We start from the raw sequence: 14,329 nt of genomic DNA, 5'->3' as shown, positions 1-14,329 counted from the left end.
TCAAGGATTAAGCCAGCTTGATCAGACAGGTTCCGCAGGCCCTCGCAATGTTCAATTTCCCCACCTCAGCAGGTCTGTTTGCAGCATCCACCAACGCTTGAACGTCAGGGCTCGCACCATAGCGGCGGACAACCCCGACGAACTCTTCGACGTCGTGGCCCTGCAGCTTGATCTTCGGTGTACCGTCTTGGGTGAATGCTGGTTGACCGTACTTGTCGGTCGCGTGAACCAGGTGATACAGCTCGTGTTCGATCAAGGCGCAGAACTCAAGGTCGCTGCACTGGGCGCAGTAGTCAGCGGCCAGCGTGATGATGAAAGCCGGCACATCGCCGAACCAGTCACGCATCTGCTGCTCCATCCGGGCTTTCTGCCAACCGCCGGCGCGGAACGCTACCTGCTCGGCTTGGCCCAGGACAGTGCGGCCCTGCTTCTCGAAGCTCGACGACGCCCACATGATCCGGATGTCTGCATCCAGTAGGTGAGCATGGTCTTCGTTGTGAATGATGCCGGTGTCGGCAAGGATCTCGGCTTGGAGCCATTCCCATACCTCGGGAGCTGGGGTAATGCGAACACCAAAGTCGGACAATTCAAGCAGCGATAGTGGCGGCATTGGTCGAATCATATCGTGACCTTCTCTTGCCGCCTTTCAAGCTTGCGGGTATTCATGAACAGTTTTCTTATTTAACAAAGAGAGATCATGGATACGTTATTTACCATCTTCGCGGCCGGCGTAATGCCAATAATGGCAATCGTGCTTGCAGTCCTAGCATATCGACACAACATGAAAAAATGGCGATCACGGATTGACGCAGAGCTGCAGACAGCTTTGGAGAAGCTGGGAGTTAGCGCTTACACATTGATTGTGGACAAGCTGACTTCGCCTAGCACTGACAGAACAGCTGACGTCTACCGTATCCTGCACGATGATCAGGACCATTATTTCCTGTTCATGAAAATCGGAGAGCAACCCGCGGTGCTCAAACCTCTAAGCAAGGAGCGAGCCTTACTGGCGGCACGTATGAATGGATAAGTAGGTTGACTGAGCAGGTAACTCTAATCCGCGCCACGATTTGGCGCATTCGAAAACGTGGCGCGTATGAGCCAGGTATACTCCGCCAAATTTGATTTTTTCGAGACTCAAACCCATGCACGGACGCCTGTATCTCATCGCTTTACTTATCGCTGGCCCAGCAATGGCTGTGGAGCCCTCTCGCTACAGTTACGACGAAGCCCCAACTGACGGCTACATGTATGCCGTTAGGTATCAGCAAGCCAAACTGGCTTGTGAATCGCTGCCTGATGACCTTGAGGCGGACTATGCGAAAGCTATGCGCCTTACCAAAGAAGCGAATACCGAATTTGAGCGATCTTACGCCAAAGGTTTAACGGCAAATCTCAGGTGGCGCAAACCCGCAACGCCCGAAGATCAGCAGTTGGAGTGTGATCAAAGTCAGCATGCTTTGCGTGTGACGGTAAGCCTCGCCCGTCAGTGGTTTCCAGGGGGATGGTAGGCCCTCGCATTACTTGGCTCTGCGCTCGACACCGCCAGGTGCCTTGTTACAGTTCAGGCAGTGCTCGCAGTTCAGCGTCCGGCACAGCCAGACCTTCACCCGCTGCCAGTACGTGACCATGAAGATATGCCGTGCACCGGCCAGGGCCAGGGCGCCATGCAACGTCAGGCCGGCAGTGGTCGGGCCGAAGAAGATGTTCTGGCTGCGTACCATCACAACGAAACCGGTGATGGCGATCGTCGAGTAGATCAGCTTCCCGAGAATGCCGTCCCTCACCTTCCCGCTCAGTACGCACCAGGCCGCCCACAGCGCGATAAGGCCGCAGGCGATGGAGTTGATCAGTTCAAGATTCATGGGTTGCCTCCCCCGAACCGCTGGCGGATAAGCGCCCAGAGGTCAGCGGCTTTGATGGCTCGGTTTATTGCTGCCAGGAGGGAACCGCCGAACGTGCCCAGCAAGAAACCAATGCCGGCGACGATCTTGGGCTCAGTGACATTCAGGTACGCGCTTACCATGCTCGTCAGGTACAGCGAGCAGGCAACCCCGGTGATCAAGAACACCATCCAAGCGCGCCAGTCGGACAAATCGTCCTTGTGCCACCAGCTCGCAACGACAGCCCCAATCAGGCCCGCAATCAGCAATTCGAACCTGTCGATCTTGTCGAGCAGGCGCTGTAGATACTCCATGCGCTCGACTCCGTGGGGCATGATGGAAATAGGTCAGCCCCGGCGGCACTCCCTGCTCAGTGCGAAGGGTGCGGCGGGGTCGAAAACGTAAAGGCCTCGCACGACGGCGAAGCCCTGAATAGGTCCCTCATCAGCGTGACAAGTCAGAGGCTCTGAGGGGTTTGGGAGATTTAGGCAATAAAAAACCCGGCGCGGTGGCCGGGTTCCTGTTCACATCAAATCGAATGACTGTAGAAAAGTGCGTAAGACTCAATGCCATCGTTCGGTTCTTTGATGCCGGCGTTTGAATAGTGAGTAGCCCGGACACCTACCTTCTGCGTATCACCGAACTTTAAGCCTGCGCCAATTCGGTCTTCGAAGTTGAAGGAAGATCCGAATTTCTGGTCACCAGCGTTGGTACCCGAAAACATCGCGACACCGACGCCGGCCTCGATGAAAGGCTTGATGTCGCCTTGACCAAACTCGTAAACGAACACAGGGGAGAAGGAAACAGAGTGGCGAGCACCAGCCTCCTTCCCCGACTCCCAATATGTGTAACCCAAGTCCCAGTACCCGGTCAGCTTACCTGTAGAGCTTTCCAACCACGCCTTGTCCCAGTTGAACCCCAGTGCTGTACGGGCGGTCAAGCCTCCCTGACTAGTGGCGCCGAGGGCACCTGAAAGTTCTACAGCTTGAGCGCCGTTACAAACAGCGCAAAAAAGCAAAGCCGATAGGATTGTTTTTTTCATTTTGTGACCAATAAGTTCTAAGAAAGGATCGCTTTATTAACAACGGCACTATGAGCCAAGGTGCTATCAATTCGTTCTTAAAAATTTATATTTGGCGGTTATGTCACTTTTTTCGGCAATAAAAGCACAAACAAGAAACGGTCGTTCAGGCGCACAAAACCCGGCGCTTGGCCGGGTTCAGATTTTCATGTGCGTTTCGCGTTACTTGTGCACTATGGGAAAATTACACCAAAAACCCCAACATGACAACAACTTTATGCCGCTTCATCGTCTTTTTCTGCGTGAATGACCTGCCATACAGGCTGCTGAACACGAATATCCACTTCCTCAATGGCGTCTCGCAGGAAATTCCACGGTTCTTTCCAGTCCCGATCCCACACTTTTGGCTCTATGTGGACCCCGTAGAGTGTGAGCATGGCCTCGGCGATACGAGCGGGACCCCACTGAGCGCCGTCATGAGCCTCGACCTTGTAAGACTGCAGGGCCATCGTCACAAGGCAATGCACTTTCGCCTCCTTGGCTTCGGTCAGGCAGGAAAAGTCAACGCAGCGCCATATCAGCTTCTCAGCGTTGAGCACGTGAGCGAGCGTCATGCATGGGTGATACAGGTAGTGCCCGAACTGCTGCTCCTGGAATGGAAGGGTGCCGATAGCGCGCAATACTTTACCTATGGTTGCCAGGTGTGCGGCGCGGGCTGTGGAGTTGCCAGCGGATGTGCGCCGGGTTTCGCTGATGCTGATCCGCTGCCCAGGCACGATAAAGCGCCCTGCTTCCTCCCCCGTCTCGCTGCCCAAGGCTGGGAATGACGCCTCGCGCTTGCCGATGCGCCCTCCGGTCTTGACGGGTGCCGACTCCGCCCTATCGATTGCCACTGCGCTGATCGACGCATTCGATTCGTGCTGAGCCTCTGTCCATACCTGCCTTGCGTTGATCAGTTTCATGCTGCCTGCCCCTTTTTCAGTTCTTTGGTCATTGCCCGGTATTTGGCCTTGATGGCCTTAATCTCATCCACGGTGTACTTGCTGGGCGCGTGCAGGCCCTCCAGCCAGGCCAGCTTTTCGGCGCCGATGCGCTGCACCAGGCGAATGCGATACTCCACCGCATTGCCGGACAGGTTGCGATTGCACTTCACGCACTGGCGATGGATGTTCAGCGGCTCGAAGCGCAGCTCCGGGCAGGCGCCGACGGATCGGTAGTGTCCGGCGTCCCACCGACTGCCGGTCATGAGGTCATTGTCGTTCGGCGTGGAGTCGCAGCTGATGCAGGGCTGGTGGGCGTCACGCAGGCGCACGTACCCGTTCACCGCGGCCTGGGCTTCGTGAAGGTGGTCCGCCCTGCTCTTGAGCTTTTCCTTACGGACCTTGATCTCGCGGCGCTCGACCTGGCCCAGCGACTTGCGCGCCTTCTCCTGGTTCACATGCTTGATGGCGAGGCCACACTTGGGGCTGCATACAGCTTGGCCCAGGCGTTGAGCGACGAACTTCTCGCCGCATGCTGGTTTTTTGCACTTCTTCGGGCGGGGTTGTTTGGTGGCGAGCATCATTCGTCCCCTACTGCTGGGAACACGGTCCAATTGCCGATCCCATTCCATACGCCTGAGCCGCCCATGTGATTGATCGAGCCAGGGTTGGCACCAAGCGAAACAGCGAAGAACCCGAACCAGACCTGTGGCGCGTAAACCCACGATGGAAATTTACGCCCCTTGAACCCGTGGACCTTCCCGCACGCCCAGCAGAACCGGGTGAACGATGCAGCGGCGACCGCGGTGTAGATCAGATGACCACTGACTTTGGCCAGGTTCCAAACCAGCCATCCGTTGAATACCAGTCCACACCCAACCACCCACCAGACAAACCAGTTTATTTCGCTCATGCGGCCTCCTGGCTAAGCAGGTCAGAGAAGTACACGCCCTGGGGAGCAAAGCGCGCGACGATGCGGTCGGTGTAGGCGATGCCCTGGGCCCGATTGAACAGGCTGGTCACCGGAAAGCCGTCCGGGCCGAACAGGTGGCACTCGCCCATCATGTCTAGCTTCGTTTCGTATGGCAGGTGACGCATCACCCGGTACCACTCAGCCTGGAACCCAGCGTCCTCATTCAGCAGGATCTGCACGCCGATGTGCAGCTTGCAGTATTTGCGGGCCTCAGCTGCGTCACCGATCTGGGTCATCTCGGCGATGCGCTTGTACATCGCAAACCACAAGCGGTTTTGGTCCAGGGTGCGGTCCTTGCCCGGGCGCAGGGAGACCACCACAAACTTCTTGTCCCGGTACATGGTGGTCAGGCATGTGATGGCCTCGGTGAGCTTGGCCTGGCAGTTGACGCTGATTTTGTCGGTCATTGCGCCGCCCTCTTCTCTTCCACTTCCTGCGCCTGCTTGATCAGCAACGCCCGGCGATCTGCCAACTCGTTGGCTGCCTGAATGCGCATCTCGCCTTTTTTCTCAGCGCTGGCTGCACGCATCTCCCGCATCGACGACTTCACCAGTTCGAGCTTTTCGCGGAGAGCCGGCGCTGGCCGTGTAACGGTGCCAGTGAGCAAACCAGCAATTGCGCGGCCGTCCTCGGTGACTGGCTCGGTACTCAGATCCGCCAGGTACTTCTGGGCGTGTTGGCGCGGGATACGCTTTAACTCCATCGCCTTGGTCACAGCCTGGATTCGGCGATTGGCGTCGAAGCCCACCGACACGTGCCAGTTGACCAACTTCGCATCCTCGCGTGCCTGGCCCACGAACCGCTGGTAGGCGTCAATAAACGCCATGCGTGCGCCGATTTTGTCACCGCCATCCAAGATGGGTTTCGCAGCGGCCAGAGCCAGTTGGATCTCGTCGGTCAGCACAACGGTTTCAAATTCGTCATTGGTGGTCATCGCGATGGCCCAGGCCTCATCCTTTCCGGGACGGCCATCGGAGGACTGGACGCGCTGCAGGATGTCAGCCATTGCCAACTTCCCCTTCACTTCGAAGCGGCAAGCCTTCAACGCGGCTTTGACGACAGGCACTGGGTAGGCACAGAGGTCTTCGGCCATCATCGCGGCGGTGCCTGGGTTCATCTCCTGGCCCATGGCCTCGGCCGTGGCGCAGATGGCGGCGGCCAGTCCGGCAACCTGCTGGTCGTTCATTTCAGAGGTATTCATTGCGGTCACCTGCTTGGCGCTTGGCCAAAACCATCTGGGCGGCCTGCTCGGCTGCGGAAAGGTTTGCCTCGGTCCGTTCCATCTGGCGGGCGGTTGTGCCGTTGATGCGCTGCCCGGTGACCCACTGGGTGTGGTAGCTCTCGGCGTTGGCCAGCAGCTCGTTGAGGCTGTGGCACTTGCGTAGAACGGCGGCATCGCTGGTTTTCAGGAAGTGGGCGGCGACGTGGTGGGCTACGTCGGCGCCGAGGCGGTCGACGAGCAAAGCCATCTGCTTGCCTGTCTTGGCGTTCCATACCGGCCAGGCGTGGTAGCGTTTACGGTAGGCCATGGCGTAGTTGGCCCAGACTTTGAACGTCTTGCAGGTCTGGTCCTTCGGCCCGGGCATGTCGGCGGGGATCTCAACTCGTGGTTGCTGCGGAACGAATGGCACGACCTGCCCCGTCACGACCTTGGCGGTAGCCTGGGGCGTAATTGGTTCAATGACCGGTTCTATGACTGGTTCAAGAGAGTTACTGATTCTGGGTGCAGCTGCTGCACTACCCCCTGGTGCAGGAGATTCACTAGGGGGTGAACCTGCTGCACTACCCTGGTGAATCTGCTGCACTACCCCTGGTGCAGGAGGTGCACCACCACCATCCAGGGTCAGGAAGTAAACGTTCGATGAGTTCCCCTTCGGGCCACCCTTTCGGATTTCCTTGCGCAGCAGTCCTGCCTCACAAAGCGCGGTGATATGGTTCATTACAGAGCGCTTGCTGATCTCACACTGATCGGCAATATGCTGATAGGACGGCCAGCACTCGCCTACGTCGCTGGCGTTGTCAGCCAGCTTGATCAGCACTAGCTTGCGCAATGGGTTGCCGACGCGAAGCTTCATCGCGGCTACCATAAGGCCCATGCTCAAGCGGCACCTCGCACTGCTTTATCGTGGGTGAACAGGCCGTCCCAGGTTTTCTTCATGGGCAGCTCGCCGGCCAGGTACAGGTCGTACAGGCGTGCGGCGCCCCTCTTCAGCAGAACGGGCGTGTAGGAGATAAACGGGTCTTTGCCGTGCGGGGTGACTTCGACCTGGTGCTCGGTCATGTACTTGTCGCGGGCGTACGAGCCAACACGGTGACGGGTACCGGACTTGCTCTCGTTGTAGAGCCAGCTGCGTTCTTCCAGGTAATTACCCACCTGCATGACATTGACGCCATTGAGACCCTTGCAGAATTGTGTGTGTGTCATGCCTTCCTTGAAGAGGTTCTCCAGGGAGTGGATCTTCGTGGCCTGCTGCTCAACTTGGGCGGTGAGCATCAAGCGGGCCTTTTCAGACTCCATGGCGATCTGCAGGATTTCGATGGTGGAAAGCGGTTGAGTCTGAGCCACCTGCGACTCCAGTTCGTGCCAGCGGCGAATCACGGTCATGCGCATAGCGGCGCTGTAACCGGTCAGCAGGCAGTCGGTGTGCTCGCGATCGAGCAGATACTCCGTCTGCTGACGATTCATGCGGTCCAGGTAGATGGCACGAAAACCTGTGGCATCTTCTTTCAGTTCGGTCAGCATCTTCTCGATGTCTGTCGTCACATGAAAATGGCGCTTCCCGGTAAGCTCAGCGATTTCCCGAGACGACATTGTCCGCGCCACGTTTTCAGATTGCGAAAATCGTGGCGCGGGAACGTTGGGGCTATTGATCGATTCGGTGTGTTGGTGCATGATTCGCTCCAGTTATTTACCGCTGTAGAAAAAGCCGACCTCGTACGTCGGCTTTTTTGTGCCTGGCATTCAGGCAATGGATTTCAGATTCGGCCGGGCGTCCTTCATCAGTTGCTCAGCCTTGCGCCCCAACTCCCCCGCCTTCGCCTCAACCTGACGGCATTGCTTCGCGAACGCAGGCAAGTGCGGCAGGTCCTGCTCGCACATCACCTGGTCGTCGAACACTTCGCTGCCGGTGTCGATCACATCGCCTAGGGCGCGGATCAGTGCGCCAAAGCTTTTGTTGGCGCATTGGTCGCTGGTCATCTGGCGGGCGCCGGTCAGCCCGTGGCGGCTCGCCAGTTCGTTCACACAGTGGTCGCGGAATTCAGGCTCAAGGGCGTTTACCCAAGACTCTTCCAGCCAGGACGGCATTTCCTGATCGCCGTTCAGCCAGCGCTGTACGCGCTTGAGCCAGCGGCCGGTCGCTTTGATGAACTCACCTACATCGTTTTGGCGGGCCAGCTCTTCAAAGTCAGGAACCTTTGCCAGATCAATTTTCGAAGAAGGCACAGCCAGATAGATCTCGCGACTCAGCGCCTGGGCGAAATCGTCTTGACTCAAGCTGGTGCGTGCAATCTGGCTTTGGGCATGGGCGACCAGCACCTGATCACGGGTTTGTACGGTGTGTCTGTAACTGGACGTTTGCATGGGGACTGCTCTCTTCTAATCTGGCTTCAATGGAACGGCGGACAGGGATGTCAGGCGGCCTGAGCCTTCTTTGCTGCCTTGAACTTTCCTTTGGAAAGGACCTGAATCTGGTACTGCCGGGATTCGGGAATAGTTTCCCCCCACATGGTCACGGCACTTGGGCGAATACCCAGAGCCAATGCCAGCTTTGTCTTGCTGCCGAAGAATTCGGCGACTTCATGCGTATTCATTTCGCATCCTCGTTCGACTCTGGCGTAATTTCAGCATGCTTAATTTATTGAGTCAACGACGTTTTCTGTCTACTGCATGCTTAAATTCAGTTAACTTAATATTGGGTCCATGGAAAGACACGAACGTATTGCCCGAGCCATACAGCTCAGCGGGAAAAAGAAAGGGGAAATTGCAGCGCTCTGCGGTGTTGCGAATTCGGCCGTCACTCAGTGGATTACCGGTGAGAGTAAAAGCCTCAGGCCGGAGAACCTTTACGCCCTAGCGAAAGCGACCGGTTTCCGGGCTGAGTGGCTTGCTATTGGTGAGGGTGAAGAGCGCGAGGCTTCAGAATCGAACGTCTCCCCCGCCGCGCAACCCACCAAATCATTCCGCTACCCGGTAGTGAGCTGGGTTGCCGCCGGGGCCTGGGCGGAAGCGGTGGAGCCATACCCAGCCGGAATCTCGGACACCTACGAGTTCTCAGAGTACGACTCCAAAGGCCCGGCGTTTTGGCTGACAGTTAAAGGCGACTCAATGACTGCACCCGCCGGCCAGAGCATCACCGAGGGCACGCTGATCCTGGTGGACACAGAAGCTGAGGTAGCACCAGGTAAGCTGGTAGTGGCCAAGCTGCCAGACAGCAACGAGGCTACATTCAAGAAGCTGGTCAGCGATGGCGGCCGACTGTTTCTGAAACCGCTGAACCCGAGCTACCCAATCGAGGCCGTCGACGAGAACTGCCGGATCGTGGGCGTGGTGGTCCAGGCGCTGCAGAAGTTTTACTGATCCGCAAGTGTGCCGGGGCGGATATGCTCGGGCGGGAAAGCTAAATCGAGATCTCGCGAGCTGAGTAACGCTCGTATACACAAGGGAATGTGGTAATGAATGCCTATCGGATCGCGGCACTATAATAGTTGCCCCGTTTTTTATGTCCGGCTGCTTTAGTTCGCCAAAAGAAAAAAATGAGTACGAAAAACAGATCGACGCGGTACCGATGCCTGTGACGGAAGCTGAGCGTCTAGAGCAATGCCGTACCTTCAAGCTAGCCGCAGATCGCCAGCAGGCTGAGGATTTCGTGCAATACGCACTGCGGCCCAAGATAGGCGCATCGGATTCGGAATATACCAAGACTCAAGCTCTTAGAAATCGCCTCAGAGCCATGAAGTGTCCTGGGTATGGCCGGTTTTCCTGATGTTACTGCCCGGAGTGAGCCAATGACTGCATGGCGAGAGCAAAGCTTGTGGAGCAAGGTTGGGGTAATTGTTTGTATCGCGTTGCTTATGATGATCCCCGGCTATTCCGACGCAGCAGGTCTTAGCTGGGGCTCATCAGGCCGTAAGCGGGTCTTCAGCCCTGGCTTCGTTGTGCTCTGCGTTTTCGTGGCGGTGGTTGAGCTGATAGCGCTGAACCACTTCTATGGCGCGAGCGAATGAGGTGAAGGCGGAACAGATAATTCGAAGCAAGCCCGAGTAGGAGTGTGGTTTGGCGCGGCGGGATGCTTTAGGAGTTCATATGCCCCTCACCAAGCCCAATCAGCAGCTGCGCCGAGACCTGAAAGAGGCAGCGGCCCTGCTTAAATGGTCGGGCGTGGACTTATTCGGGGTTGCCAAGCGGCTTCTCGCGGCCGGTGATGAAATCACCGCGGACGAGCTGATGATGATCGCGCTGAGCTACCAGGCAATGGAGGACAAGCTGGCGGATTATGCGGATGAGGTGAAGGCGGGAAGGATTGTGCGGGATGCCACATAGCGAATGTCTGTGAGCGCACATCTACTGTACTTATCCCCAGCTACCAGGCGAGTCAATGTAATGGCATATTGCCGCGCAAAACCTGTGACTCATCATTACCTAGGTCTCAGCTAAACCGGGCATCAAGGAAGAATCTGTGAACTCAAAGATCCAATATCGCCACACCATCACCACTCTCTCGCTAGGTGCTGAGGAGAAGCGAGATAGCGGAGATGCGCCCAAGCCGCCCGAGGATAATTTCGCCCCAGCCAGACAAGCTTTGGCCGAACTGGATTGCGATGTGCTAATTCATGCTGGCGGTATCAGTTTTGGGCAAGAGTCCCATTACATCAGCATCTTTGAAAAGCAATCTCAAAGAGCAGAGCACGTAATCCTATGGCTCACATCGCCAGGTGGAGACCCTGACACGGCATATCAAATTTCCAGACTACTTCAAAAACGATATCAGAAGGTTTCAGTATTCATAAACGGCTGGTGCAAGAGCTCGGGAACTCTTATCTGCTTAGGCGCAAACGAGCTGATTATGGACGACCTTGGGCAGCTAGGGCCGCTTGATATCCAGATTCTGAATCGCGAAGAATTTGGCGAACGTCTTTCTGGCCTGAATCCGATCGAAGCGTTGAAATCTATCAGCGCCCAATCCTTGGAGCTGCTTAAACAGCAATTTCTGAATGTCCGATTTGGTGGGGGCTTGAGCACAAAGCAGGCTCTTGAGGTGGCTACAAATCTGACTGGGCAACTGATGAGTCCCATCACGGCCCAGCTTGACATAATGAAGTATGGTGAGTTTACAAGATCAATGCGTATTGCCGTTGAGTATGGGCAAAGGTTGGCTAAAAGCTGCCGCGGAAACAATCTCAAGCCAGATGCAATCAACCTCTTGACCACCGGATACCCTTCGCACGGATTTGTCATCGATTTTGACGAGGCTCGGGAAAGTCTGTTCAACGAGGTGAGTGAGCCGTCTGAAAATTTGAAGCTTGTAGCAAAAACCCTTCAGCCTTTTGTTGACACGTGGGCGGGTGGGGCCAACAATTCAGCGATGATAATCGACGTACGGCACGCCCTAGGTGTGCCCTTTACTCTGGAAAGTGCGTCGAACCAAGGTAATCAGGATGATGAACCGAACGCTGAGGTAACTCCCGCGTCGAAAAGGAAAGGCAAACCCGCCAAGGAAAGAGCTAAAAATCCAGCTCAATCGGAGACAGCAGATGACGATTCAGGCAAAAATGACGATGAACCCGGCCAATAAGGGACTTGAAACTACGCGCGCAAGCAACGTAGTGAGGGATCTTGTAAAAAATGCTTTTGACGCTGTGAAGCTACCTAGCTCAGCATCTATACGGTCAAAGAGTTCTGTAATCGTCGGCGAGGAAGCGCTTTTCTCTTCCCACTGAAGACTGCCCTCTCTAAAGCCCGGCCCAGCGCCGGGCTTCTTGTTTCTGGCGAGCCACTACCCTGCTATGGTGGCGCCATTAGATCGCAATGGAAGCAATTAAACATGGAGTCATGGAAGACACTGGCGGTCGCCCTACTGGCATCGGTCAGCACGCAGGCCGTATCAGGTGATGGCGCCAACCCTATCGCTGCCGCGATATTTCTCACAATTTCCGCGCCAACCATTTTAATTGGGGCGACCACATCCCTCACGACCGAGCCGCCGAAGGTTTTCAAGTCAGCCAAGACCGACGCCCTTGCCTACATAGGTTCGGATGGCGAGATTCGCGGCGCTCAGTTTGAGCAGGCGTCCAGATACTACCAGTCGACCTATCCTTCTCCGCTCATGTCAGACATGCAACTGGCCCAGTCGATAGCATCTTCATTTTGATACCGACCTTCAAGCTGGCTTCGAGCCCGAGCTTCCTGTTTCTGCGTTTTCCAATTCTGAGACCCTTCTCTATCGGAAATCCATGCTCTTAGGCATGCACAAAAAAAACACGCCATCTCAACGGTTTTACGACAAAGCCTGAACTAGAGTGATGTCTAAATGAGATCACTTGCTCTGGTTTGATGTCTCGCCAAAGGCCGTGTTAACCCAACTTTCTGGCGATTTAAGCTCTAGGCTTCTTGGTCGATAGCCTGGAATAACAGCGGTGCCTACCTGTCTAAGAGAGATAAAAAATGAACGTCAGGACTATGAACCTTGCTCCAAGGTCTGCCATCTTCTTCTCGCTCATTGTCCTGGTGGTTTTTGCCCTGGGCATTGTCGCCGTGATGCAAATGGGCAAGCTTCGAGAATCGGAGCAAGATGTCGAAACTAACTGGATGGCGAGCATCCGTGAGATCGGCAAGATGCAGGCAGGCATCTTGCGCCTGCGTCTTGAAAGTATCCGCATCACCGTGACCACCGACGAACAGCAGCGCCAAACCCGCATCGCCTCGTTGAGCGGCTACCGCAGCACGGTGCAGAACACCATCACCAATTACGAGCCCTTGGTTACCGGGCCGGCAGAGCGTGAGCTTTACCAGCCAGTGGCCAACGATGTGCAGCAGTATTTCAAGCTATTGGATGAACTGGAGCCGTTGCTGCGAAGTGGTGACAACGCCGCAGCCATTACCCTGATCAATACCCGCATCAGCCCGATGACCAATACTATGCAGGACAAGCTTACAAAGCTCGCGGACTTTAACGATGAGGGCGCCAAGCGTTCGGGTCTGGATGCTGCCGCGACATACAGCAATGGTGTGACGCTGGTGATCGGCCTACTGGTGGTAACCATCATACTCACTGTGGTGCTGGCTGCTGTGCTGACCCGCAGCATTACGGCGCCCATTAGCGAGGCCCTGGCCGTGGCCGAGCGCATCGCCGGCAGCGACCTGTCTCGGGAGATCGGGATCAGTGGCCGTGATGAAGCCGGCCGCCTGCTGGCCGCACTGGCGAAGATGCAGAGTAACCTGCGGGAAACCATCGCCAGCATCGCCGACTCCTCCACCCAACTGGCGTCGGCATCGGAAGAAATGACCGCAGTGACCGAAGACGCCAGCCGCGGACTAGTGCGGCAGAATGATGAGGTCAATCAGGCCGCCACAGCGGTGACCGAAATGAGTGCTGCGGTGGACGAGGTGGCACGCAATGCCGAAGCCGCAGCGCAATCTTCTCGCGAGTCTATGGAGTTCACCCACTCGGGTATCGAGAATGTGGCACAGACCCTAAAAGCTATCGAGAACCTGGCCAGCAACGTGGCCAGTACTGGTGAGCAGGTCAAGGCCTTGTCCGGCAGGGCGCAGGACATCAGCAAAGTGGTCGAGGTGATTCGCGCGATTGCCGAGCAGACTAACCTGCTGGCGCTGAACGCGGCCATTGAAGCCGCCCGCGCAGGCGAGCAAGGCCGTGGCTTTGCCGTGGTGGCCGATGAAGTGCGGGCCCTAGCCCACCGCACCCAGCAGTCGACCCAAGAAATCGAACAGATGATCGCCGCGATTCAGGCCGACTCGACCCAGGCGGTGAGCGCCATGAACGTCAGCGCCCAGATGGCCAACAGCTCAATCTCGGTGGCGCAGAACGCCGACCTTTCGCTCAAGCAGATCGCCGAGGCCATCACTCAGATCAACGAACGCAACCTGCTGATCGCCACCGCATCCGAAGAGCAGGCACAGGTGGCCCGCGAGGCTGACCAGAACCTGACCAGCATCCGCGAACTGTCGGTCCAGAGCTCGGCGGGCGCAAGTCAGACCGCCAGCGCCTGCGGTGAGATGGCCAACCTGGCGATTGAACTGAATCGTCTAGTAGCGCGATTTAAGGTCTGACATAAGCCGTTGTCATGGGCTGTGTTTGCCGTAGCGTATCCATTGAGATGGCTTTCTGCTTGAGCGACATCCTTTTCACCTGGCATTTACACGATTGCGAGTAAGGTGACCCTACTCCTTTGAAGAATTCCTATTAGGCCCGCGCATCAGCGGGTCATTTTTTTGCCTCCAGCTATGCTTTCC

General features: G+C 56.4%; 21 protein-coding genes and 1 pseudogene. 9 read left to right on the top strand and 13 right to left on the bottom strand.

The genetic code is table 11. From position 1 onward, the window contains the following. Window positions 1-7 precede the first annotated feature (7 nt). Window positions 8-622: a putative metallopeptidase gene (locus tag HRH33_RS13065; protein ID WP_173603487.1), complete on the bottom strand. Its 615-nt coding sequence runs from the start codon at window positions 620-622 to the stop codon at window positions 8-10. A 75-nt stretch (window positions 623-697) separates the two neighbouring features. Here HRH33_RS13065 and HRH33_RS13060 point away from each other — a divergent pair, with 75 nt between their 5' ends. Both HRH33_RS13060 and HRH33_RS13055 read left to right on the top strand, forming a co-directional pair. Further along, a complete protein-coding gene (locus HRH33_RS13060) occupies window positions 698-1,030 on the top strand; it encodes a hypothetical protein (RefSeq protein ID WP_169903603.1) in 333 nt (110 codons plus the stop codon). Between the two features lie 115 nt (window positions 1,031-1,145). Continuing rightward, complete coding sequence (locus tag HRH33_RS13055; RefSeq protein WP_040267822.1) at window positions 1,146-1,511, top strand: hypothetical protein; 366 nt, start codon at window positions 1,146-1,148, stop codon at window positions 1,509-1,511. Window positions 1,512-1,520: 9 nt separating this feature from the next. Here the strand turns inward: HRH33_RS13055 and HRH33_RS13050 are convergent, their stop codons facing one another. The 12 genes from HRH33_RS13050 to HRH33_RS12995 form a co-directional block, all read right to left on the bottom strand. Continuing rightward, window positions 1,521-1,865, bottom strand: a complete 345-nt coding sequence (locus tag HRH33_RS13050) for a hypothetical protein (RefSeq protein WP_167418422.1) — start codon at window positions 1,863-1,865, stop codon at window positions 1,521-1,523. Next, complete coding sequence (locus tag HRH33_RS13045) at window positions 1,862-2,197, bottom strand: MFS transporter (protein ID WP_167418423.1); 336 nt, start codon at window positions 2,195-2,197, stop codon at window positions 1,862-1,864. Before HRH33_RS13045 ends, HRH33_RS13050 begins: the two co-directional genes overlap by 4 nt. Window positions 2,198-2,412: 215 nt before the next feature. Continuing rightward, entirely contained in the window at window positions 2,413-2,925 is a 513-nt protein-coding gene (locus HRH33_RS13040; RefSeq protein ID WP_173603486.1) for an acyloxyacyl hydrolase, read from the bottom strand. Between the two features lie 254 nt (window positions 2,926-3,179). Continuing rightward, on the bottom strand, window positions 3,180-3,866 hold the full coding sequence (locus HRH33_RS13035; RefSeq protein ID WP_173603485.1) for a hypothetical protein: 687 nt from the start codon (window positions 3,864-3,866) through the stop codon (window positions 3,180-3,182). Next, window positions 3,863-4,468: a recombination protein NinG gene (locus HRH33_RS13030; protein ID WP_173603484.1), complete on the bottom strand. Its 606-nt coding sequence runs from the start codon at window positions 4,466-4,468 to the stop codon at window positions 3,863-3,865. Before HRH33_RS13030 ends, HRH33_RS13035 begins: the two co-directional genes overlap by 4 nt. Further along, window positions 4,465-4,797: a hypothetical protein gene (locus tag HRH33_RS13025; protein WP_173603483.1), complete on the bottom strand. Its 333-nt coding sequence runs from the start codon at window positions 4,795-4,797 to the stop codon at window positions 4,465-4,467. Before HRH33_RS13025 ends, HRH33_RS13030 begins: the two co-directional genes overlap by 4 nt. Then, window positions 4,794-5,264 (bottom strand): hypothetical protein, encoded by a 471-nt coding sequence (locus HRH33_RS13020; RefSeq protein WP_173603482.1) that lies wholly within the window; start codon window positions 5,262-5,264, stop codon window positions 4,794-4,796. The genes HRH33_RS13025 and HRH33_RS13020 overlap by 4 nt, the downstream gene beginning before the upstream one ends. Further along, complete coding sequence (locus HRH33_RS13015; protein ID WP_173603481.1) at window positions 5,261-6,058, bottom strand: hypothetical protein; 798 nt, start codon at window positions 6,056-6,058, stop codon at window positions 5,261-5,263. Before HRH33_RS13015 ends, HRH33_RS13020 begins: the two co-directional genes overlap by 4 nt. Further along, a complete protein-coding gene (locus tag HRH33_RS13010) occupies window positions 6,045-6,959 on the bottom strand; it encodes a helix-turn-helix domain-containing protein (RefSeq protein WP_173603480.1) in 915 nt (304 codons plus the stop codon). Before HRH33_RS13010 ends, HRH33_RS13015 begins: the two co-directional genes overlap by 14 nt. Further along, window positions 6,956-7,750, bottom strand: coding sequence for a Rha family transcriptional regulator (locus HRH33_RS13005; protein WP_173603479.1), 795 nt, complete (start codon window positions 7,748-7,750; stop codon window positions 6,956-6,958). The genes HRH33_RS13010 and HRH33_RS13005 overlap by 4 nt, the downstream gene beginning before the upstream one ends. A 69-nt stretch (window positions 7,751-7,819) precedes the next feature. Further along, window positions 7,820-8,440, bottom strand: a complete 621-nt coding sequence (locus HRH33_RS13000; RefSeq protein ID WP_173603478.1) for a hypothetical protein — start codon at window positions 8,438-8,440, stop codon at window positions 7,820-7,822. Between the two features lie 50 nt (window positions 8,441-8,490). Next, window positions 8,491-8,670, bottom strand: a complete 180-nt coding sequence (locus HRH33_RS12995; RefSeq protein ID WP_058415369.1) for a Cro/CI family transcriptional regulator — start codon at window positions 8,668-8,670, stop codon at window positions 8,491-8,493. Between the two features lie 109 nt (window positions 8,671-8,779). Between HRH33_RS12995 and HRH33_RS12990 the strand changes: the two genes are divergently transcribed. From HRH33_RS12990 to HRH33_RS26750, 7 genes and pseudogenes are all read left to right on the top strand, one after another. After that, window positions 8,780-9,436 carry a LexA family protein gene (locus HRH33_RS12990; protein WP_173603477.1) on the top strand — a complete coding sequence of 219 codons (657 nt, stop codon included), beginning with the start codon at window positions 8,780-8,782 and terminating at the stop codon, window positions 9,434-9,436. Window positions 9,437-9,864: 428 nt separating this feature from the next. Next, on the top strand, window positions 9,865-10,083 hold the full coding sequence (locus tag HRH33_RS12985) for a hypothetical protein (protein ID WP_173603476.1): 219 nt from the start codon (window positions 9,865-9,867) through the stop codon (window positions 10,081-10,083). Between the two features lie 79 nt (window positions 10,084-10,162). Next, a complete protein-coding gene (locus HRH33_RS12980; protein ID WP_173603475.1) occupies window positions 10,163-10,399 on the top strand; it encodes a hypothetical protein in 237 nt (78 codons plus the stop codon). 136 nt (window positions 10,400-10,535) lie between these two features. Then, complete coding sequence (locus tag HRH33_RS12975) at window positions 10,536-11,651, top strand: SDH family Clp fold serine proteinase (protein ID WP_173603474.1); 1,116 nt, start codon at window positions 10,536-10,538, stop codon at window positions 11,649-11,651. Between the two features lie 249 nt (window positions 11,652-11,900). Then, window positions 11,901-12,227 carry a DUF2388 domain-containing protein gene (locus HRH33_RS12970; RefSeq protein WP_173603473.1) on the top strand — a complete coding sequence of 109 codons (327 nt, stop codon included), beginning with the start codon at window positions 11,901-11,903 and terminating at the stop codon, window positions 12,225-12,227. A 293-nt stretch (window positions 12,228-12,520) separates the two neighbouring features. Continuing rightward, window positions 12,521-13,291, top strand: a pseudogene (locus HRH33_RS26755) (MCP four helix bundle domain-containing protein); the annotation flags it as partial. Further along, on the top strand, window positions 13,283-14,146 hold the full coding sequence (locus HRH33_RS26750) for a methyl-accepting chemotaxis protein (RefSeq protein WP_375538634.1): 864 nt from the start codon (window positions 13,283-13,285) through the stop codon (window positions 14,144-14,146). The pseudogene HRH33_RS26755 and the gene HRH33_RS26750, both read left to right, overlap by 9 nt. The last annotated feature ends 183 nt before the right edge of the window (window positions 14,147-14,329 follow it).

Source organism: Pseudomonas rhodesiae (assembly GCF_013285305.1).
Taxonomy (GTDB): Bacteria; Pseudomonadota; Gammaproteobacteria; order Pseudomonadales; family Pseudomonadaceae; genus Aquipseudomonas; species Aquipseudomonas rhodesiae.
Note: the sequence above shows the minus strand (reverse complement) of the source record. Positions and strands in the feature narration are given on the sequence as shown.

Coding starts and splice junctions, on each gene's coding strand:
- HRH33_RS13065 (WP_173603487.1), bottom strand. CDS start 622: ATGATTCGACCAATGCCGCCACTATCGCTGCTTGAATTGTCCGACTTT.
- HRH33_RS13060 (WP_169903603.1), top strand. CDS start 698: ATGGATACGTTATTTACCATCTTCGCGGCCGGCGTAATGCCAATAATG.
- HRH33_RS13055 (WP_040267822.1), top strand. CDS start 1,146: ATGCACGGACGCCTGTATCTCATCGCTTTACTTATCGCTGGCCCAGCA.
- HRH33_RS13050 (WP_167418422.1), bottom strand. CDS start 1,865: ATGAATCTTGAACTGATCAACTCCATCGCCTGCGGCCTTATCGCGCTG.
- HRH33_RS13045 (WP_167418423.1), bottom strand. CDS start 2,197: ATGGAGTATCTACAGCGCCTGCTCGACAAGATCGACAGGTTCGAATTG.
- HRH33_RS13040 (WP_173603486.1), bottom strand. CDS start 2,925: ATGAAAAAAACAATCCTATCGGCTTTGCTTTTTTGCGCTGTTTGTAAC.
- HRH33_RS13035 (WP_173603485.1), bottom strand. CDS start 3,866: ATGAAACTGATCAACGCAAGGCAGGTATGGACAGAGGCTCAGCACGAA.
- HRH33_RS13030 (WP_173603484.1), bottom strand. CDS start 4,468: ATGATGCTCGCCACCAAACAACCCCGCCCGAAGAAGTGCAAAAAACCA.
- HRH33_RS13025 (WP_173603483.1), bottom strand. CDS start 4,797: ATGAGCGAAATAAACTGGTTTGTCTGGTGGGTGGTTGGGTGTGGACTG.
- HRH33_RS13020 (WP_173603482.1), bottom strand. CDS start 5,264: ATGACCGACAAAATCAGCGTCAACTGCCAGGCCAAGCTCACCGAGGCC.
- HRH33_RS13015 (WP_173603481.1), bottom strand. CDS start 6,058: ATGAATACCTCTGAAATGAACGACCAGCAGGTTGCCGGACTGGCCGCC.
- HRH33_RS13005 (WP_173603479.1), bottom strand. CDS start 7,750: ATGCACCAACACACCGAATCGATCAATAGCCCCAACGTTCCCGCGCCA.
- HRH33_RS13000 (WP_173603478.1), bottom strand. CDS start 8,440: ATGCAAACGTCCAGTTACAGACACACCGTACAAACCCGTGATCAGGTG.
- HRH33_RS12995 (WP_058415369.1), bottom strand. CDS start 8,670: ATGAATACGCATGAAGTCGCCGAATTCTTCGGCAGCAAGACAAAGCTG.
- HRH33_RS12990 (WP_173603477.1), top strand. CDS start 8,780: ATGGAAAGACACGAACGTATTGCCCGAGCCATACAGCTCAGCGGGAAA.
- HRH33_RS12985 (WP_173603476.1), top strand. CDS start 9,865: ATGACTGCATGGCGAGAGCAAAGCTTGTGGAGCAAGGTTGGGGTAATT.
- HRH33_RS12980 (WP_173603475.1), top strand. CDS start 10,163: ATGCCCCTCACCAAGCCCAATCAGCAGCTGCGCCGAGACCTGAAAGAG.
- HRH33_RS12970 (WP_173603473.1), top strand. CDS start 11,901: ATGGAGTCATGGAAGACACTGGCGGTCGCCCTACTGGCATCGGTCAGC.
- HRH33_RS26750 (WP_375538634.1), top strand. CDS start 13,283: ATGCAGAGTAACCTGCGGGAAACCATCGCCAGCATCGCCGACTCCTCC.